Annotated in this window: 23 protein-coding genes and 1 pseudogene; 16 read left to right on the top strand and 8 right to left on the bottom strand. The window is 34.8% G+C overall.

Translation table 11 applies throughout. The annotated features are described in order from the left end of the window. Positions 1–128 precede the first annotated feature (128 nt). A complete protein-coding gene (locus DFR56_RS15905; protein WP_110396435.1) occupies positions 129–1,268 on the top strand; it encodes a THUMP domain-containing class I SAM-dependent RNA methyltransferase in 1,140 nt (379 codons plus the stop codon). Between the two features lie 159 nt (positions 1,269–1,427). Here the strand turns inward: DFR56_RS15905 and DFR56_RS24040 are convergent. Further along, positions 1,428–1,592: pseudogene (locus tag DFR56_RS24040) on the bottom strand (tyrosine-type recombinase/integrase); the annotation flags it as partial. Between the two features lie 19 nt (positions 1,593–1,611). Here DFR56_RS24040 and DFR56_RS15895 point away from each other — a divergent pair. The 3 genes from DFR56_RS15895 (at position 1,612) to DFR56_RS15885 (ending at position 2,585) form a co-directional block, all read left to right on the top strand. Then, on the top strand, positions 1,612–1,773 hold the full coding sequence (locus DFR56_RS15895; RefSeq protein WP_110396433.1) for a LysM peptidoglycan-binding domain-containing protein: 162 nt from the start codon (positions 1,612–1,614) through the stop codon (positions 1,771–1,773). 14 nt (positions 1,774–1,787) lie between these two features. Further along, positions 1,788–2,102 carry a peptidoglycan-binding domain-containing protein gene (locus DFR56_RS24035; protein ID WP_110396432.1) on the top strand — a complete coding sequence of 105 codons (315 nt, stop codon included), beginning with the start codon at positions 1,788–1,790 and terminating at the stop codon, positions 2,100–2,102. Positions 2,103–2,252: 150 nt separating this feature from the next. Then, positions 2,253–2,585 (top strand): hypothetical protein, encoded by a 333-nt coding sequence (locus DFR56_RS15885; RefSeq protein WP_211320644.1) that lies wholly within the window; start codon positions 2,253–2,255, stop codon positions 2,583–2,585. 235 nt (positions 2,586–2,820) lie between these two features. On the opposite strand, the gene DFR56_RS15880 is transcribed toward DFR56_RS15885, so the two are convergent. Genes DFR56_RS15880 through DFR56_RS15865 form a run of 4 tightly spaced genes read right to left on the bottom strand, consistent with a single transcriptional unit; the run spans position 2,821 to position 5,761 of the window. Then, positions 2,821–3,408, bottom strand: coding sequence for an SCO family protein (locus DFR56_RS15880; protein ID WP_110396431.1), 588 nt, complete (start codon positions 3,406–3,408; stop codon positions 2,821–2,823). A gap of 53 nt (positions 3,409–3,461) precedes the next feature. After that, a complete protein-coding gene (locus DFR56_RS15875; protein ID WP_110396430.1) occupies positions 3,462–5,111 on the bottom strand; it encodes a b(o/a)3-type cytochrome-c oxidase subunit 1 in 1,650 nt (549 codons plus the stop codon). Then, the gene (locus tag DFR56_RS15870) at positions 5,111–5,593 is read right to left on the bottom strand and encodes a cytochrome c oxidase subunit II (protein ID WP_110396429.1); all 483 of its coding nucleotides are present in this window, start codon (positions 5,591–5,593) and stop codon (positions 5,111–5,113) included. Before DFR56_RS15870 ends, DFR56_RS15875 begins: the two co-directional genes overlap by 1 nt. A gap of 24 nt (positions 5,594–5,617) precedes the next feature. Further along, positions 5,618–5,761, bottom strand: a complete 144-nt coding sequence (locus tag DFR56_RS15865) for a cytochrome c oxidase subunit 2A (protein WP_110396428.1) — start codon at positions 5,759–5,761, stop codon at positions 5,618–5,620. Between the two features lie 299 nt (positions 5,762–6,060). Here DFR56_RS15865 and DFR56_RS15860 point away from each other — a divergent pair, with 299 nt between their 5' ends. Beyond that, complete coding sequence (locus DFR56_RS15860; protein ID WP_110396427.1) at positions 6,061–7,149, top strand: type III polyketide synthase; 1,089 nt, start codon at positions 6,061–6,063, stop codon at positions 7,147–7,149. Next, positions 7,146–7,655 (top strand): isoprenylcysteine carboxyl methyltransferase family protein, encoded by a 510-nt coding sequence (locus DFR56_RS15855; protein ID WP_110396426.1) that lies wholly within the window; start codon positions 7,146–7,148, stop codon positions 7,653–7,655. Before DFR56_RS15860 ends, DFR56_RS15855 begins: the two co-directional genes overlap by 4 nt. Positions 7,656–7,713: 58 nt before the next feature. Here DFR56_RS15855 and DFR56_RS15850 read toward each other — a convergent pair whose 3' ends face one another. Further along, on the bottom strand, positions 7,714–7,914 hold the full coding sequence (locus DFR56_RS15850; RefSeq protein ID WP_110396425.1) for a cold-shock protein: 201 nt from the start codon (positions 7,912–7,914) through the stop codon (positions 7,714–7,716). Between the two features lie 224 nt (positions 7,915–8,138). Then, entirely contained in the window at positions 8,139–9,161 is a 1,023-nt protein-coding gene (locus DFR56_RS23740) for a C40 family peptidase (protein ID WP_110396424.1), read from the bottom strand. Between the two features lie 160 nt (positions 9,162–9,321). Between DFR56_RS23740 and DFR56_RS15840 the strand changes: the two genes are divergently transcribed. The 8 genes from DFR56_RS15840 (at position 9,322) to DFR56_RS15805 (ending at position 14,908) form a co-directional block, all read left to right on the top strand. Next, positions 9,322–10,278: a thymidylate synthase gene (locus DFR56_RS15840; protein ID WP_146214305.1), complete on the top strand. Its 957-nt coding sequence runs from the start codon at positions 9,322–9,324 to the stop codon at positions 10,276–10,278. Positions 10,279–10,314: 36 nt separating this feature from the next. Next, positions 10,315–10,809: a dihydrofolate reductase gene (locus tag DFR56_RS15835; protein ID WP_110396422.1), complete on the top strand. Its 495-nt coding sequence runs from the start codon at positions 10,315–10,317 to the stop codon at positions 10,807–10,809. A 157-nt stretch (positions 10,810–10,966) separates the two neighbouring features. Continuing rightward, on the top strand, positions 10,967–11,161 hold the full coding sequence (gene tatA / locus DFR56_RS15830) for a twin-arginine translocase TatA/TatE family subunit (protein ID WP_110396421.1): 195 nt from the start codon (positions 10,967–10,969) through the stop codon (positions 11,159–11,161). Between the two features lie 98 nt (positions 11,162–11,259). Beyond that, positions 11,260–12,012: a twin-arginine translocase subunit TatC gene (tatC, locus tag DFR56_RS15825; protein ID WP_110396420.1), complete on the top strand. Its 753-nt coding sequence runs from the start codon at positions 11,260–11,262 to the stop codon at positions 12,010–12,012. Between the two features lie 767 nt (positions 12,013–12,779). After that, the gene (locus DFR56_RS15820) at positions 12,780–13,484 is read left to right on the top strand and encodes a cytochrome c biogenesis CcdA family protein (RefSeq protein WP_110396419.1); all 705 of its coding nucleotides are present in this window, start codon (positions 12,780–12,782) and stop codon (positions 13,482–13,484) included. Positions 13,485–13,561: 77 nt separating this feature from the next. Beyond that, complete coding sequence (locus tag DFR56_RS15815) at positions 13,562–13,990, top strand: Na(+)/H(+) antiporter subunit B (RefSeq protein WP_110396418.1); 429 nt, start codon at positions 13,562–13,564, stop codon at positions 13,988–13,990. A 22-nt stretch (positions 13,991–14,012) separates the two neighbouring features. Continuing rightward, complete coding sequence (locus tag DFR56_RS15810) at positions 14,013–14,384, top strand: response regulator (protein WP_110396417.1); 372 nt, start codon at positions 14,013–14,015, stop codon at positions 14,382–14,384. Positions 14,385–14,419: 35 nt separating this feature from the next. Further along, positions 14,420–14,908: a CcdC family protein gene (locus DFR56_RS15805; RefSeq protein WP_280523466.1), complete on the top strand. Its 489-nt coding sequence runs from the start codon at positions 14,420–14,422 to the stop codon at positions 14,906–14,908. A gap of 183 nt (positions 14,909–15,091) precedes the next feature. On the opposite strand, the gene DFR56_RS15800 is transcribed toward DFR56_RS15805, so the two are convergent. Beyond that, positions 15,092–15,559: a DUF2621 family protein gene (locus tag DFR56_RS15800; protein ID WP_110396416.1), complete on the bottom strand. Its 468-nt coding sequence runs from the start codon at positions 15,557–15,559 to the stop codon at positions 15,092–15,094. 267 nt (positions 15,560–15,826) lie between these two features. Here DFR56_RS15800 and DFR56_RS15795 point away from each other — a divergent pair, with 267 nt between their 5' ends. Beyond that, positions 15,827–16,900: an ATP-binding protein gene (locus DFR56_RS15795; RefSeq protein WP_211320643.1), complete on the top strand. Its 1,074-nt coding sequence runs from the start codon at positions 15,827–15,829 to the stop codon at positions 16,898–16,900. A gap of 224 nt (positions 16,901–17,124) precedes the next feature. Further along, a complete protein-coding gene (gene acnA, locus DFR56_RS15790) occupies positions 17,125–19,839 on the top strand; it encodes an aconitate hydratase AcnA (RefSeq protein WP_110396414.1) in 2,715 nt (904 codons plus the stop codon). Positions 19,840–19,856 lie beyond the last annotated feature (17 nt).

Below are 19,856 nucleotides of genomic sequence, written 5' to 3'. Positions count from 1 at the left end.
CACTAATCAACAATAGGCCAAGAAAATGTTTAAATTGGAAAACTACACACGAAGTGTTTCAGAAAGAACTGTTGCACTTAATTTGACAAACCATCATATAAATAAAAGGGAATAGAAAGGAATAAATAATGACACAAGAAGTTACGTTAATCGCGACAAGTGCGATGGGGCTTGAATCAATTGTAGCAAATGAGGTTCGCCAGTTAGGATATGATCCAAAAGTAGAGAACGGAAAAATAATATTTCAAGCACCATTATCGGCCATTAGTCGGTGTAATCTATGGTTAAGAGTTGCCGATCGAATTAAACTCGTCATTGGGGAATATAAAGTAGAGACATTTGATGAATTGTTTGAAAAAACGAAAAAGCTCCCATGGGAAAACTACATACCAGAAGACGGGCAATTTCCGGTGACAGGCAAATCACATAAGTCAACATTATTTAGTGTTTCCGACTGTCAAGCAATTGTAAAAAAAGCGATTGTCGATCGGTTAAAATTAAAACATGGCATCGCAAATCAAATGCCGGAAACAGGTGCAATGTATAAAGTGGAGGTAGCGATCTTAAAAGATATAGCTACACTAACGATCGATACGACAGGGGTAGGGCTTCATAAAAGAGGTTACCGAATCGGGCAGGGGGAAGCTCCATTAAAAGAGACATTAGCTGCTGCGCTTATAATGCTTACGAACTGGAAAGCAGATGATCTTTTGATCGATCCTTTTTGTGGGTCTGGAACGATACCGATTGAAGCAGCATTAATTGGTCAAAATATTGCACCAGGATTTAATCGGGCGTTTGTATCGGAAAACTGGCGCATGTTGAAACAAAAATATTGGGACGATGCATTGGATGAAGCGGAACAACTTGCAAATTATGACCAACCATTACAGATTATCGGCTCAGATATTAATCATCAAATGATCGAAGTAAGTAAAAATAATGCGTTAGAGGCAGGTTTGAGTGATCTGATTACGTTCAAACAAATGCAATTAAGTGATGTAACGATTAAAGAAAAGAATGGATATTTAATTGGCAACCCGCCTTATGGGGAACGAATAAAAGATGCAGACTATGTTGCCCGTTTATATCAAACATTAGGCAATGTTATGAGAGAACATGAATCATGGAGCGTATATATTTTAACAGCTTATAAACAGTTTGAAAAAGAATATGGAAAACAAGCGACGAAAAAAAGAAAATTATTTAATGGCTTTATTGAAACGAATTATTATCAATATTTCGGTAAGAAGAAATATAACCAATAGCATCAAGGGTTAGGGGGCTGTTGTACCTTAATCAGCCCCAGTAATAGCCCCAATTTGAATATTTTCACTAAATACACTAACAGCTTTTTCCTCTAAATCTTTGAAGGAATGAGCATATACTTTATATACCATTTCCACAGAGTTACCTAATCGATCCGCAACGGTTTGTGGTGGTATGCCATTGTTAATTAAAACAGTTGCATGAGTATGTCTTAACCCATGTGGAGTGATGCGCTTGATAGGAATATTCTTCTTTTCCAGATGCTTACATACAGAATTGAATGTTAATACTTCTTGACTACATAGTTCATTTTCTTCAGTAATGAATATGTAGTCTTTTTCTTTGTCTATTTGCTTACCGTTTATGCCAATGCCAACTGCAAAAACACCTGCAACTTATAAAATTCAAAGGGGTGACACGTTCTGGGGAATTGCTCATAACTTGGATGGTATTTCCGTAGAAGATTTAATCACTGCTAACCCAAAAGTAGATCCTAAAAGTTAAAAGTTGGACAGACAATTAATTTAGGTAAAGCTAAAAATACATTTACTCGTAAACCTAGTCAACCGAAGAAACCACAGTCATCCTATAAGTACCCATTACCGAGTGGTATTTTACGGAACGGATCCCGAGGGAATGGCGTTAAACAATTACAACGCGTCCTTAATGTTGTTTACTTCCAATGTGGCGCTGTTGATGGAATATTAGGATCTAAAACAGTAGATGCAATTAGACGATTCCAGATGGTTTACTTACCGTATGAAGTGGACGGGGTATATGGTCCGAATACACGTGAGAAGTTACAGGCCGTGCTTAAATCTAAAGGCTATTAAAAAAGACTTCTTAATCAGACGGTTTGTCCAATCAAAAATAAAATCATTCCATATATTATTATTGAGGTCGGCCGACTTTAATAATTTTATGGAGGGTTCAATTTATGTGTGATCGGGAAGATCGTAGACGAAGACGTGTTAGGCTAATTTGTGAATGTCGTGAAGTTAGAGGCGGCAGAGACAGGGACTGGGACTGGGATCGTGACAGAGATCGTGATAGAGATCGTGATAGAGATCGTGATAGAGATCGTGATAGAGATCGTGATAGAGATCGTGATAGAGATCGTGATAGAGATCGTGATAGAGATCGCGACAGAGATCGTTTCAGATGTGAATGTCGTGAAGTTAGAGGTCGTCATGATCATGATAGAGATCGCGATAGGGATCGTGATAGAGATCGATTCATATGTAGATGTAGAGAAAGAGAATAATAAACAACGCCTCTCGATCGAGTGGCTAACAATAAGCTGTGTTGAAGTCTAAAGGATATTAATATAGCATAGTTTACTGAGAAAGCGACCTACCTAATATGGACGGGTCGCTTTTTTTAGATTGTTATTAGGCAGCTTCTTCTGTAGCTAAAGCACCCGTTAGTTGAATAAGAATATCTTAGAGATTTATAAATCCTGTGGGAGTGTAAAATGAAAAATCGGTAAGGATGTCAGCACTAGACTTTCCTTACCGATTTTTTAATTGTTTACGAAATGATCGATTTTACTTAATTAATCGTTCTCATAATTCGATCATATGCTCTTTCACGGTCAAAACCTTCACCCATTGTAAATTTTTCAAGTAAATTATTATCTTCATCCATAAAATACGCATAAGTTGAGTGGACAATTTCTCCAGAACCTGGGTCTCGGTATAAAAATCCTAATGCATCCGCTATTTCTTTTGTTGCTTCATCTGTACCTGTTAAAAATAGCCACCCATCTTCAGACGAAGTAACTTCAAACCTTCCGGCATACTCTTTTAATACTTCTGGTGTATCACGTTTAGGATCAATAGTAATGGTTATAAATTCAACTTCATCGCCAAATACGCCTTCTTCTTCGAGTGTATGCTTTAATTTTGACATTTCTAATGTCGTAACAGGACAAACATCGGGACATTGTGTATACATAAATTCAATTAATCTCGCTCTTTTTGGTAAATCAGCAAAATCAATTTCTTCTTCAAACGCCGTTTCCATGACGACATCTTTCGGAAGTTCTGCAGTTCCTGGGCGAATTACTTGTAAATAAAAAATACCAGCTGCAATACCTAAGACGAGAATACTAATAAATCCAATATAAAACTTTTTCATCTTTTATACCCCCAATAACTTAAGAAGGGGGGGAGACCCCCTCTACTTGTTTTTTACCAAAATTTAAACCCTTTTGCTCCAGGAGGGGCACTTTGTATAATATCGATTAGCGGAATCGTGTAGGCAAATAAAATAAGTGCTAACGTCACACCAATCCAAAGTTTCCAGTTTTCAAATACTTTTGGTGGCAGAGCAGCTTTATTACTAACAACCGCAATTGGAAACTCTTCTTTACCTTTAGGAGCAAAGAAAGCTAGATTAACAAAGATGATTATCATCACAATCATACCTAAGAAAAGAATAGATCCACCTACCGCTTGAGCAATTTGGTAGCTTCCCCATGCCGCGGTATCTGCGTTTCCAACATACTCTGAATATGCAGAACGACGTGGTCCACCTAATAACCCTTGCCAATGCATCGCTGTAGACATGATTAACATTCCAACTGTCCAAAGAATTGTTTGTAAAATACCTAACTTGTTCATCGTTTTTGTAAATGTTCTACCAGTTATTGATGGTACAAGCCAGTAAGTAATTCCAAAGAATGTTAACATGACGGCAGATGCAACCGTTAAATGAAAGTGACCTGTAACCCAAATTGTATTATGAACAACTTGGTTCATTTGGTTCGATGCATTAATAATTCCACCGGCACCACCCGGAATAAAGAATAACATTCCAATAAATGGAGCTAAAAAGCGTGCATCTTTCCATGGCATTTTTTTCAGCCAACCAAATAATCCTTTTGCTCCTAATTCACGACCTCTAGCTTCAAATGTTGCAAACATAGAGAATGCAGTCATCATCGAAGGAATAACAACAACCATCGTTAAGATTACTTGGATAAACTTCCAAAACGGATCTATTCCAGGTTCTGTTAACTGGTGGTGAAATCCAACTGGAATAGAAAATAATAATAATAAAATAAATGTAAAACGTGCTAATGAATCTGAGAATATTTTTCCACCAATAATTTTTGGCATGATTGCATACCACATCATATAAGCAGGTAAGAGCCAGAAATAAACAAGTGGGTGACCAAAGTACCAGAATAACGTACGACTTAATAATACATCGATCGTTTCTACCCAACCTAACGCCCAAGGTACCATTTGAAAGAGAACTGTTACTGCAACTCCAATCGATGCGATTTGCCACATTAACATAGTAATAACAGCCATATAACTTAACAATGGTGTTCTTTCACCAGGGTTTTCTTTTCTAAAACGTGCATGACGTTTAAACATTACAAATCCTTCAAACCATGTACCAACTATAACAAGTGCAAGACCAAGATAAAAGACAACATGAGCTTGTAATGGTGCGTAGAATGTAAATAATACCGTAGCTTCATTTAAAAGAATCATTGTTGCAGCTGCTAATGTACCAACTAACATTAACCAAAAACCAATCCAAGCTACCGTCCGTTCCGTTTTATTTAAGCCTCCAGTCGTTTTACTTTGAGCTGCAAGCATAAAACCTAAAATAAAAAATGTTGTTAAAACAAGCCCTAAAACCACACCGTGAACGGTTAATATTTGATAATACCCTATTCCAGCAGGTAATGTAAATTTACCTGAACGCTCTAATGTTTGTAATAGTCCACATGTCGCACCGACAAATAATGCAGTAAAAGCAACATACATATGCGCCATAATTAGTTTTGATTCTTTGTTTGATAAACTTTTAACAGAAGTGGCCATTATTCAATCACCTCAATTGTCGCAGCCATTAAGTGGTGACCTACACCACAATACTCATTACAAACGAGTGTATAGGTTCCTGCGTTTTTAAATGTATTTGTGTACGTACTAATATAGCCAGGCTCTAACATCATGTTGACGTTTGTTCCAGCGATCTCAAATCCGTGAATAACGTCTTTTGTCGTTGATGAAACATGAACAGTTGCACCTTTTGGTATTTGAATGATTTTCTCATCATTACCGACATCATAATCAAATGCAGAAGCAACAATTGTTAATTGATACTCATTATCTCCGATTTGTGTTAATCCAGGCTCTTTAAAAAGAGTATGTGTGTCAACTTCCTCTGGATCCAATGTTACAGCACAACTAGGTGGCTTATTTCCCATGTAAAAAGCACTAACTCCTACTACGATGAGAAAAACTAATAATGTACCTGAACCAAATAGCATCCATACTTTCTCATATTTATGCATATTCATTGTTTTACCCCTCTCCAACCAACTTTACCGTGATATAAATAAATACCAAACACCTATCCAAGAAATAATAATAATAATTCCTAGTATTGTAACTGAAACTAAGGTACCTCTTAAATCCATTCCTTCGTGTTCATTTTCAGATTGCTCAGTTCGTTGAGGTTGTGGCATCTTCCAACTCTCCCTTCACTACGTATTGATTGATTCATTGTTTAGTATGGATCGTCAAACTGTTATAGTGATTATTTTAAAAGTATGAAACAGTTTGACGATCTATATTTATCATACACAACTTTTACGTAGGAGAAAGGCTCTAGAACGACGTTTCACAATTTATTCAATAACCTCTTCAAACGCAAATTAAGACTATTTTACTAACATTTTGGTTAGAAAAGTATGTGAAATAAATGTGACTATATCGTGGATAAAACGTTACATAATCCATAAACTAAGAAAAAAAAGGTGAGAAAATGGTATTTGTCGGCTCTGTCGGTTTAGGAATTCCAGAACATCACGTAACACAAGAAGAAGTGAAGAAACTTGTCCAACATATCTTTCTATCTAATCGGAAGCTTAGAAAACTACTTCCTGTCTTTGATAATGCGAAAGTTGCATCTCGGCAATTAGTTGTCGATAAAAGTTGGTTCAAGAAGGAGCATACCTTCGCAGAAGCAAACCAACTTTACTTTTCATCTGCAAAACAGCTGTCTTTACAAGCGATTGACTCTTGCTTAAAAAGTGAGTTATTAACTGATCCTATCCCATACGATGCCATTGATATGATTGTGTTTGTCTCTAGTACGGGCATCACGACCCCTTCATTGGATGCTTATTTATTAAATGAACGACCTTTTCGAGAAGATATCGTAAGGATGCCTTTATGGGGGCTTGGTTGTGCTGGTGGAGCAATTGGTCTATCAAGAGCATTTGAATGGATACGCCTCCACCCCGAGAAAGTAGCATTGGTCGTATGTTGTGAATTATGTAGTTTAACATTCCAAAAAAATGATTTTTCTACAAGTAACTTAGTTGGAACAGCTATATTTGGAGATGGAGCCGGGGCAACGATATTAATTGGAGAAAGATCTCCCTTTAAAGAGCAATTAACGAAGAAACTTAGGATAAAAAACACCCATTCTTTTACAAAAAAGAACAGTACTACTGTAATGGGGTGGGACGTAACAGCGAATGGTTTAGAAGTAATTTTTTCCAAACGAATTCCAAAATTAGTTGAATCCATTTGGAAAGATCATGTGTTAAACTTTTTAAAAAAGGAACAAATGGACGTACATCATTTATCTGCAATCATTGCACATCCTGGTGGAAGGAAAGTGCTTGAAGAGATGGAGAGAACACTACGTATCCAGCAAAACTTATTACATCATTCCTACACGGTGTTAAAAAACCATGGCAATATGTCATCTGCCACTGTATTATACGTGCTAAAAAAATGGTTCCAAAATAAAAGAGATGAAGATTTCGAGAAAAAACTGGGCATACTATGTGCATTAGGACCCGGCTTTAGTTCCGAATTACTATTATTGGAGTGGATGGAATGATATATTTTTACATCATACTTGCTTTTATTATGATGCAAAGATTAGTTGAACTGTATATTGCAAATAAAAATGAACAATGGATGAGAGAACGTGGTGGGATTGAAATAGGAAGTGAACATTATAAACTCTTTATTTTTCTTCATATCCTATTTTTCATTTTTTTAATCATTGAAGTGACTACGTTATATATTGGTTCAGAACTTACATTTAATTTCTATTTTTTCCTCATGTTTTTCCTTGCCCAGGTCGGAAGAGTATGGTGTATTCTATCTCTAGGTAAGTTCTGGAACACAAAAATAATCGTTTTACCTAAAGTAATTTTAATTAAAAAAGGACCATATAAATATATAAAACATCCTAATTATGTGATTGTATTCATCGAACTTTTCGTTATACCAGCTATGTTTGGAGCATATGTAACGGCATTCCTTTTCCCGGTTCTTCACTTGTTATTATTAACCATTCGCATTCCTTCCGAAGAAAGAGCATTGGGGAGAAGAGTATAGTAAATGAAATATTAAAGGAGACAAACATTTTTGTCTCCTTACGTTTTAATTATTAAGTTTAATTTTTAACGACATTAGCTGCTTGTGGGCCACGTTCACCTTCGACGATTTCAAAGGTAACCTCTTGTCCTTCTTCTAATGACTTAAATCCTTCTTCTTGGATAGCGGAATAATGAACGAATACATCGTCTCCTTCTTCCAACTGAATAAAGCCATAGCCTTTTTCTGCGTTAAACCACTTTACTACTCCATTTTGCATGTAGATAATCCTCCTAATTTCTTTCACGAAAAACCGTGTTAATACAAAGAAAATAGTAGTGAATAAAAAAACAACTTCACGTAGAAGGTGGGATCACTATGTACCTTCTTACATGAAGTTACTTCTTAATGATTCCATACATCTTCTTTGCTTGACTCCAATATATCTTTTTTTAAGGAGTGAGTCAAGCGCTTCCTTTCCTAACGAATCGCAATATTCGTTTATTAATTGATTCTTTTGGCCCCTAAATATCTTTCATCCCAATACGAATTACTTAAATTACTTATTTCAACTCCTCTACTTGATCCCGCATGGATAAAATCACCATTTCCCAAGTAGATGCCTAGATGGGAAGGTCCAGGCTGGTATGTTTCAAAAAAAACTAAATCTCCAACAGAAGGGGAATCAATCATCGTTGAAAAATTCCAAATCTCATTTACTGTACGTGGAATGACCATATCTTGTTCGTTATATACATATTGAATAAACCCACTACAATCAAATCCGCCTGGCGAAGTTCCTCCCCATTCATAAGGAGTACCGATATACGATTTTGCCTCTTGAATAATCTTTGTCGTATTTCCTTCAACATTTAACTGTATGGTATTTTCATCTTCCACTTGTGTTTTATCTTCCGTTTCCCTCGTTGCAACCGGAACAGTAGCAGCAACTTCAAGATTGTCTTGCTCAGTCAAAGATAACGGAGGATCTAAATCACTCTCTTTTTCCTCAATTAAATGTTCATTTTTAATTTGATTAATAGCATCTTCTGTTAATGGACCATAAATACCGTCAATTGTCCCTTTATAATAGCCATAATAAAATAGAACTTCTTGTACTTTCCTTACATCATTATTATTCGCACCATAGTAAATAGAATCGATTAGATCCTTGATTTCATCGATATGTTCTTTTTTTTCTGTAAAAATCAATTTTTCCATCGTTTGTCTATCTGCTTTACCAGTTACTTCTATATCATGAGTGGATTGAAAACCTTTTACCGCGTGTTCTGTTAATAAACCAAACATTCCATCAATCGCATCTTCATAGTGACCTAATTTACTTAATTTATGTTGTAAATGACGAACTAGTTCACTATTTTCTCCATACTCTAATCCTTCCGCTTCAGCTAAGAGTTTATCTTGTAGCAATGGTTGTGCATCTACATAAAATGCAAATGGTTGTGTGACAGCATACCCATAAACAATTGAATTTGTGACAACTTTCTCAATTGTTTTTGCCCGCATACAAAATTCTCCTTTCTCATGTTGCATGTTCCGTTGTTTAATAATATGAAAGGATTATTCTATTCATTCTTTACGTTTATGTTACAATAATGATTATATGATACAATAAATACTTACAGTTTATTATTAGAAACGGTTAATTAATGCATGAGGAGAATAAATGATGAAAAATGAATTAGCGTATTTACATTTATGTGAGCAAATTTTAGCGAATGGTAGTAAAAAAGAAGACCGAACGAATACTGGTACATTTTCTATGTTTGGAAAACAAATTCGCTTTAATCTACAAGCAGGATTTCCACTTCTTACGACAAAACATGTCCCATTTCGTCTTGTAGCAAGTGAGTTACTTTGGTTTTTACGCGGTGACACTAATATTCGCTATTTATTAGAACATAATAATAATATATGGAATGAATGGGCATTTAAAAAATGGGTAGAAAGTGACGAATACGACGGACCAAATATGGACAACTTTGGCAACTTGAGTCAAGTGGATACTAATTTCAAGCAAATCTATGAGGAACAGATGACTTCTTTTAAAGAAAAAATTTTACATGATGATGATTTCGCTAAAAAATATGGGGATCTAGGCTTTGTTTATGGTAAACAGTGGCGACACTGGAAAACTTCAACGAATGAAACGATTGATCAAATTACAGATGTAATCGAAGCAATCAAAACGAACCCCCATTCAAGACGCCTTATCGTTTCCGCATGGAATCCAGAAGATATCCCAAATATGGCATTACCACCTTGTCATACATTGTTTCAATTTTATGTAGAGGATGGAAAGCTTTCTTGTCAATTATACCAGCGGAGTGCTGATTTATTTTTAGGAGTTCCATTTAATATAGCGAGTTATGCTCTACTTACACATTTAATAGCTCATGAATGTGGACTTGAGGTAGGGGAGTTTATTCATACATTTGGTGATGTTCATATCTACTCAAACCATATTGAGCAAATATCATTACAAATCAGTCGAAGCCCAAGAACACTTCCAAAGCTGCGAATAAAAAGTGATAAAAAGTCTATTTTTGATTATAGTTTAGATGATTTTGACATTATTGGATATGACCCTCATCCACCGATAAAAGCACCAGTAGCAGTATAGAATGAGAAATACTGTTTATTTAAAAGGAGAATACAAATGATATCATTCATCGTAGCAATGGATAAAAATAATGTCATTGGCTTCCATAATAAAATGCCTTGGCATTTACCAAATGATCTCAAATTTTTTAAAGAAAAAACGACTGGGCATACGATAGTAATGGGAAGAAAAACATTTGAATCGCTCGGCAGAGTATTACCAAATAGAAAGCATATCGTTGTATCAAGAAGTAATCTAGACCTCCCGAATGAAGTTGAAATCATTCACGACATCAATTCAATCATGACACTTGCAGAAGAAAATAAAGCCGAAGAATTATTCGTAATCGGCGGAGGAAATATATTTAGACAAATCCTCCCTTATGCGGATCGGTTATATGTCACGGTTATTGAGGAAGCATTTGAAGGAGATGTCTTTTTTCCTACTATTTCACTAGAAGAATGGAAAGAAGTATCGAGAGAAAAAGGGATAAAAGATGAAAAAAATCCCTATGATTATTTCTTTATTCAATATGACCGAATCCAATCATAAGATAAATATATTTGTTTATTTGAATCAGTTCTATTATAATGAACTAGAATAAAATTATGATAATTATGTGTCTATTTCCATAATCTATTTTAACTTACCATTTTTTCTTATATAATTTATTTTAGCTCACTAATTAAACATGACGAGGTGAAAATAAATGGCTCAGATTGGTGTACCAAGTCTAATCTTAATTTTAGTAGTAGCATTACTCATTTTTGGTCCATCGAAATTACCGGAAATCGGAAAAGCTGCTGGAAATTCATTAAAAGAGTTTAAAAATGCAACAAAAGGTATCATGGGTGATGCAGAAGAAAATACCGATAAGAAAGATAAAACGACAAAACTAGAGTAGAAGAAGGGGTGTAAGGACTTAGTTACCTTACATCCTTTTTAATAGTAATTTTGTCCAATCAACTTTCATGTAACTGCTTTATAAAGGAGTGAAGGACAATGTCTACATCAGAAAATGGAAAGGAAATGAATATAGTAGGACATTTGTCTGAACTGAGAAATAGGTTGATGATAACGGGAGTAGCATTCATTGGCTTTTTTATTCTAGGTTTTATTTATATAAAAGAGATTTATCAATTTTTTGAACATGATATTGGTTTTCAGTTGACGATTACGAGTCCTGGAGATATTGTTTGGATTTACTTTTCGATAGCAGGTTTAATTGCAATTGTCGCCACTTTACCAGTACTTAGTTTACAATTATGGTTATTTATTAAACCAGGATTAACAAAGCCTGAAAGAAGGACATCCCTTTCTTATATCCCTGCTATCTTTTTGTTATTTGTTTTAGGGCTTGTCTTTGGTTATTTTATGTTTATTAAACTGATATTGCCGTTTTTATTATCGTTAAACGATGGAATGTTTAATGAACTATTTACGGTTGAAAAGTATTTTAGGTTTTTATTTCAAGTGACGATTCCGTTCGCCATTCTGTTTGAAATTCCGATCATTATTATGTTTTTAACGAGTTTAGGTATTATCACACCAACGTTTTTACGGAAAATGCGCAAATATGCCTACTTTATTTTACTCATTGTGGGTGCTTTAGTTACGCCACCTGATATCGTATTACAAATCGCAGTTGCCATTCCGTTATTTATTTTATATGAAATTAGTATTTACTTATCGGTAATCGTTTACCGTAAAAAAATCCGCAGACATAAAGAATATATGGAAAATGGGGTATCTTGATATAGGATATTCCCTTTTTTCGTGTAAATAATTGGTAAATATAGATGATTCGACAAATTATGAACGTTCGAAGTAAAGGAAATGATGAAAACTGCGGTTACCCGGGCAATAATAGAAGGGGAGGGGGGAAATAATAAAACTTCTTTTAGTGCGTGTTCAAACAGAGGATAAAAAGAACCGAGGTCGGCTAAGCGCTGGCGTCTTGGGACTCCGCTAAATGCTCATCCTATCGAAAATATTGTGCGTTGCAGTTCAAGGCAGCGTAGCCTTGGCAATGGGGCGTATGCATGTTCATACGTGAATAGCGAAAAAGGCAAGCCAGTTAGAACACTTGGCATACGTTAAAGACACAGGACGTGCTAGTGCAAATCTTTACGTTGCGACGAGAAATCGCAGTCCCAGGCGCTACCACACGACGGGGCGCTTTTAGTCTGCGTTCGACTTGTTAAAGCGGGTAGCTAGTTTATATGAAAGAAAACAGACAAATTGACAAACCGCCAGTCGAGCCAATGTTGTACTTGTGTAAATAATATGATTACTTATTTATCGAGCCTTTACCGCGAATGCTTTAGCCTATGCTTATACGAGTCAAGAAAGGTTATATACTTTTCTTAACTGCCAAAGAAATGAGAACTGTCATTTTTACCGGACTTTTTGAACAATCTCTTTTAGCAAAAAGGTTCAGATAACTGTCAAAGCCTTTTCGTTTCTAATCAGTATTTTCTGTTAAAATAGGGTTGGGTACGTTTAAGGAGGGAGGGTGACTTATGTCTGAAGCAAATATATTTTTAGCTTTTGGTGCGGGCTTTTTATCTTTTATTTCACCATGTGTACTTCCACTTTTTCCTGCGTTTTTATCGTACATTACTGGAATGAGTGTTAGTGAATTAAACGAAGATAATAAAAGGCTTACAAAAAAAAGCATGCTTCATACGATTCTTTTTTTATTAGGATTTTCTAGTGTATTTATTATGATCGGATTTAGTACGACACTAGTAGCTGACTTTTTCATCATGTATCAAAATATTATTCGCCAAATAGGGGCCATATTAATTATTTTCTTCGGTCTTGTTATTGTTGGATTACTAAATTTCCAATTTTTAATGAAGGATAAAAAAATAACGTTTAAAAATAGACCGACTGGTTTTATCGGTTCCTTTTTTATTGGGATGGCTTTTTCTATGGGGTGGACACCTTGTACAGGCCCAATTTTAATGATTGTCTTATCACTTGCGGCAACGAATCCTGAACAAGGTATGATCCTGATGATTAGTTATGTATTAGGGTTTGCGATTCCGTTTCTAATATTATCTTTTTTCGTAGGGAAATTAAATATTATTAAAAAACATAGTATGAAATTAGTGAAAATTGGTGGATATATTATGATTCTCTTTGGGATTGCGTTATTTTTTGACTGGATGACAAAATTAACTTCTATTTTAGCTGATTGGACTGGATTTTACGGATTTTAACGAATACAACTTTATTTCAATGTGAAAATAGATTACAATAAAAGAATAATCGTAATTTCTTTAAAAGGAGTTTCATCATGTATAAACCAAATAATCTTATTTTACGTTCTACTTCTTCATTGATCGTTTTTATTTTATTAGGTTTCGCAGTATACTTATTGTTAGCAGGGCATAACTCCCCTGGTGGTGGATTTGTTGGGGGACTTACAACTTCTGCTGCTATTTTACTCATGTATATGGCCTACGGGGAAAAATCTGTCAAGAAAATTCTGCCGATTAATTACATTTATTTTATTCCTTTAGGTTTGCTTATTGCCGTATTGACGGGTCTTGGTGCGCTTGTTTTTAATGTTCCATTTCTGACTCAAAGTTTTGGCATTTTTCACTTACCACTTATCGGAGAAATAGAACTGGCTACTGCGATGTTATTTGATCTTGGCGTATACTTTACTGTTTTTGGTACAACGATGACAATTATTTTAACGATTGCTAGTGACCAAGAATAAAGTAACTGATGGAGGAAATATTGTGGCTAGCGTATTAATCATTGACGATGCTAAATTTATGAGGACGACACTGTCCAATATTTTTACAAGACACCATTTTACAGTAGTGGGTACCGGTAAAAATGGGGAAGTAGGAATTGAGCTTTATAAAGAAAAAAAGCCTGATATTGTAACGTTAGATATCACGATGCCTGTGCTGGATGGAATTCAAACATTAAAAGAAATAATGACGTTTGACCAGCATGCAAATGTCGTTATGTGTTCTGCATTAGGGCAACAAAAGTTAGTCGTTGAAGCAATTGAGCTCGGTGCGAAAGATTTTATAGTAAAACCATTTAATGAGCATAAAGTAATCGAAACAGTAAAACAAATTTTACAAGTTTCTAGCGATTAAATAAGCTGAATTCATTTTAAAGGAATGTAACCCTTGTGAATAATACATTATTAATAGTTGGTAGTACAATTGTCGCGATATTCATGGCAGTGACTATGATATTGATTCGCATAAAAACAGCACAAAAACCAACATCTGTAAAAAGAATTATTCTACCACCTATTTTTATGAGCTCTGGTGCACTGATGTTTATATTTCCCGCTTTTAGATTAGGATATATACAGATTTTTGAAGCACTTATTGTAGGGATTATTTTCTCTATTTTTCTTATAAAAACGACAACATTTGAGATGAAACAACAACAAATTTATTTAATCCCATCTAGATCATTTATTTTTATATTATTTGGATTGTTAGGCATTCGAATAGTCATTAAATTAATCGTGGGAAGCACAATCTCTTTTGAAGAAACGAGCGGAATGTTCTTTTTACTAGCTTTTGGGATGATCATATCGTGGCGAATAGCAATGTTATATAAGTACATACAGTTAAAAAATAAAGTAAACGTAAAACAACTGGACTGAAAAATTTATTATGGGAGGCTGATCTCACAAAACTTGCCCATAGTAGAAAAGCGTTGGAAAGGTGACGTTCCTAGCTGGCTTAAATCGCCACCCTGTGGCTTAGCCAGCACTAGGAAAGTCCTCGCTAAGGAGACCTATGAGGAGAGTTTTCAAAAAATTTGTAGTTTCTAACAGCCCCCGTTTTTAATACCTTGTTTTCCAATCGGCTCGATAGTCTTTTTCTGATAAGGAAAAAAATTGTTCATATGGAGCAATGTCAATATTTTTTTCTTTTAATTTTTTTCTTAAAAAACGATGATCCCTTTTTGGTGTACCAACAATATATCCTTCAATTAATAATTCTTTCGTTATTTCTTCTTTATTTTTAGCAATCGCAAGCTCACCTATTTTACTTGCAATAGTTTGTTTTGCAACATCTCTAAATAGTTCTGGTACAGGCGCAACAAGTTCGTTTAATAATTCTAATTCTTCCTCTTTCCACATATGTTTCGTTTTTTCAATAAAATGATGTTGCCAATCCATTTCTGATTTACCGTCCTCTTTCGGTAATTGTTTTAAAAACTTACGAAACATAAAAAATCCACCGATTCCTAGAAGAGCAATTAATAAAAATCCCCATAAAATAATGAAATAATCTATTAGTATACTCATTTGATCATCCTTTTTTCGTAAATACAGTGTGAATATGTTAAAAAATGTAACTTATTCAATTTTTGTTGTTTCTTTTTTTAACCCATTATAGTAATATGAATAAATAATAAGTCTTTTTTGGAATTATCGTAAAATTCCAATACCTTATTTACAAATTACCACTGTTTTATACAATTATAAACATTAAATGTCATACATACAAGTAACTAGCCATACATATAAGATTAGGAATAACATTATGAAGGTTAAGTTAAGGGGATGTTAAAAATGATTAGTAACTCAAGCGGCATACATCAATTAAAAACACAAAATGAAACTTTTCCGAAAGAGGTTTTAAATTGGTATTACAATAATAATAAAGACACCATGTTGATTATTTGGAATATCGATCATGAAATTATGTATGTTTCACAACAAATGGAAGAGTATTTAAATGACAAAATGAGTAATTTAATCGGGAAACAGTGGACAACTATTATGCCAGAAGAACAAATTATCCAAATAAGTAACCATTTTGAAGCAACGACAGAAAAGCTCCATATTTCAAATATTATTTTACGTAAACAAGATAGTGACTTTTCATTTAATGCTATCGTCGACAAAATTTTGATCGATGACCAAAAGCTTTATATTTGTAAATTGAAAAATATTACGTATATGAATGAATTAAAGAAAGTTTTACTTGATTCGGAAAAATTAATTTTAGCAGGTCAACTTTCTGCTGGTTTAGTTCATGAAATACGTAATCCATTAACATCATTAAAAGGATTTTTACAACTTGTCCAAGCAGGAGTAGAACAAAAAGAAGAGTATTATAAAGTGATGATTGGAGAAATTGACAAATTAGAAAAAATAACATCTGAATTACTTCATATGGCAAAACCATTTAAAAATAATAAGAAAAATGAAAGCATTCATGAAATGATAAAAGATGTTGTCTTTATTATGAGTACACAAATGGATATGAAAGATATTCACTTTACGCTTGATCTGGAAGATAATTTACACTATTTTTGCAATGCTTCACAAATTAAACAAGTACTCATTAATTTAATTAAAAATGGGGCAGAAGCGATGAATAAATCAGGTACGATTATGATCAATTCTCGCATAGAAGATAATCAAATTGCAATCGACATTATTGATGAGGGTCAAGGGATGTCTGATGAAATTGTACAAGAATTAAATAATCCGTTTTTCACAACAAAACCAGATGGTACTGGTTTAGGTCTTGTGATCACTCATCATATATTAGAAATGCATAATGGATTATTAAAAGTAAGCACTGATGAAAATAAAGGCTCTATTTTTACCATTCTATTACCTCTAGTTGACAGATAATAACAAATACTTAATTGAAGTGTAAAGTTGTATAATAATATATTATCGTTTTAAATAAGAAAATTATATACGGAATATCTTTCTAAACATTTGTTTTATCAATATGTTTCATATAAACTATTAATGAAAAGGGTATTTCACTCCTTTGATATTTTGTTGTGTCAATATGGGGAATAATTGATGACAACGAGATTTAAGATTGCTTGAAAGGGGCATAATAGTTTATGGGAAATGATAAAGCGTTTCGTTCAAAGAAAAACTTTGAACTGAATGGTAAAACGTATAATTATTACGATTTAAAAGCAATTGAAAATGCTAACTTAGGTAAAGTTGATCGTTTACCATTTTCGATTCGTGTGTTATTAGAATCAGTCATTCGTCAACATGATGGTAAAGTGATCAAAGATGAACATGTAGAAGGTTTAGCAAAATGGGGAACAAAAGAAGGAGAAGGTACAGATGTGCCTTTTAAACCATCTCGCGTTATTTTACAAGACTTCACAGGAGTACCTGCCGTTGTAGACCTTGCTTCACTTAGAAAAGCAATGGTAGATATGGGTGGAGATCCAGATAATATTAACCCTGAGGTTCCAGTAGACTTAGTAATTGACCACTCTGTACAAGTTGACCAATATGGTACAGCAAATGCATTACAAGCAAATATGGAACTAGAATTTGAAAGGAATGCAGAGCGTTATCAGTTTTTGAACTGGGCTACGAAAGCTTTCGATAATTATCGTGCTGTTCCACCAGCAACAGGTATTGTTCACCAAGTAAACTTAGAGTATTTAGCTGATGTTGTCCATGCTAATGAAAATGCTGAAGGAACTTATGATACATTCCCTGATACGCTAGTTGGTACAGATTCACATACACCAATGGTTAATGGTCTTGGAGTTCTAGGTTGGGGAGTTGGAGGTATTGAGGCAGAAGCAGGAATGCTCGGGCAGCCATCTTACTTCCCACAACCTGACGTAATTGGTGTTAAATTTACTGGAGAATTTCCTGAAGGCACAACTGCAACAGATTTAGCACTTACAGTTACAGAAACATTACGTAAGAAAAATGTTGTAGGTAAATTTGTTGAGTATTATGGACCAGGATTAAAAGATATGCCACTTGCAGATCGTGCAACAATTTCTAATATGGCTCCAGAATACGGTGCGACTTGTGGCTTTTTCCCAATTGATGAAGAAGCTTTAAACTACTTACGTTTAACTGGACGTAGTGAAGAACAAATTGCAATCGTTGAAAAATATTGTAAAGAAAATAACTTATGGTATTCAGCAGATCAAGCTGATCCGGAATATACAGAAACAGTTGAAATCAACTTATCTAAACTAGAACCGAGCCTTGCAGGTCCTAAGCGTCCTCAAGATAGAATTGCATTAGACGATATGCAAAAAGAATTCAAAAAGGCTGTTACTGCACCTGCTGGTAACCAAGGACTTGGCCTAGATAAATCTGAATTCGATAAAGAAGTTGTCATTACAAATACTCAAGGTGAAACATCTGTAATGAAAACAGGAGCAGTAGCAATTGCGGCAATTACATCTTGTACAAATACATCGAACCCATATGTAATGTTAGGTGCTGGATTGCTCGCGAAAAATGCTGTTGAAAAAGGGTTAACGGTACCAGATTATGTTAAAACTTCGCTTGCACCAGGTTCAACAGTTGTTACTCGTTATCTTGACGACTCTGGTTTATCTAGCTTTTTAGACAAGTTAGGATTTAACACAGTTGGATATGGATGTACGACATGTATTGGAAACTCAGGTCCATTACGTGAAGACATTGAAAAAGCAATTATGGAAGCTGACTTAACGGTAGCATCTGTTTTATCAGGTAACCGAAACTTTGAAGGAAGAATTCATCCATTAGTGAAAACGAACTACTTAGCTTCACCGCCACTAGTAGTAGCTTATGCGTTAGCTGGTTCAGTTGATTTCGACCTTAAAAATGATTCACTTGGAAAAGATAAAGATGGTAATGATGTTTATCTAAAAGATATCTGGCCATCAATGGATGACATTAAAGCAACGGTTCATTCAGTTGTTAATCCGAAAATTTTCCGTTCAGAATATGATAACTTATTCGAATCAAATGATAAATGGAATGAAATCGATACGACAGATGAGCCATTATACGAATGGTCTGATGAATCAACTTATATTCAAAACCCACCATTCTTTGAAGGATTATCAAAGGATGCAGATTCTATTAAACCACTAGATAGTCTGCGAGTGTTAGGATATTTTGGTGATTCAATCACAACAGATCATATTTCTCCAGCTGGAGCTATCGCGATGGATATGCCAGCAGGAAAGTATTTGCAAGAAAAAGGGGTTACACCACGTAATTTTAACTCGTATGGTTCTCGCCGTGGAAACCACGAAGTAATGATGCGTGGAACATTCGCGAATATTCGTATTCGTAACAAAATTGCACCAGGAACAGAAGGTGGATACACTACTTACTGGCCAACTGGTGAGATCATGCCAATCTACGATGCAGCGATGAAATATAAAGAAGATAATACCGGATTAGTCGTTCTTGGCGGAAAAGACTATGGAATGGGATCTTCTCGTGACTGGGCTGCTAAAGGTTCTAATCTACTAGGTGTGAAAGCTGTTATTGCTGAAAGTTATGAGCGTATTCACCGTTCTAACCTAGTAATGATGGGAGTTTTACCACTTGTATTTGCAGACGGTAATAGCGCTGAAAAGCTTGGTTTAACAGGTAAAGAATCATTCCAAATTAAAGTTGATGAAACAGTAACTCCTGGTGCAACCGTTGAAGTAGTTGCAACTGATGACGAAGGAAAAGAAACGAAGTTTAATGTCGTCGTGCGTTTTGATAGTGAAATCGAAATGGATTACTATCGCCACGGTGGTATTTTACAAATGGTTCTTCGTAATCGAATTGCTGCTTCCTAAGATTTCAACTTAGCTAT

It is taken from the genome of Pseudogracilibacillus auburnensis (assembly GCF_003201975.1).
GTDB lineage: Bacteria > Bacillota > Bacilli > Bacillales > Amphibacillaceae > Pseudogracilibacillus > Pseudogracilibacillus auburnensis.
The sequence above is the reverse complement of the archived record's forward strand: the minus strand, read 5'-3'. Positions and strand labels throughout refer to the sequence as shown.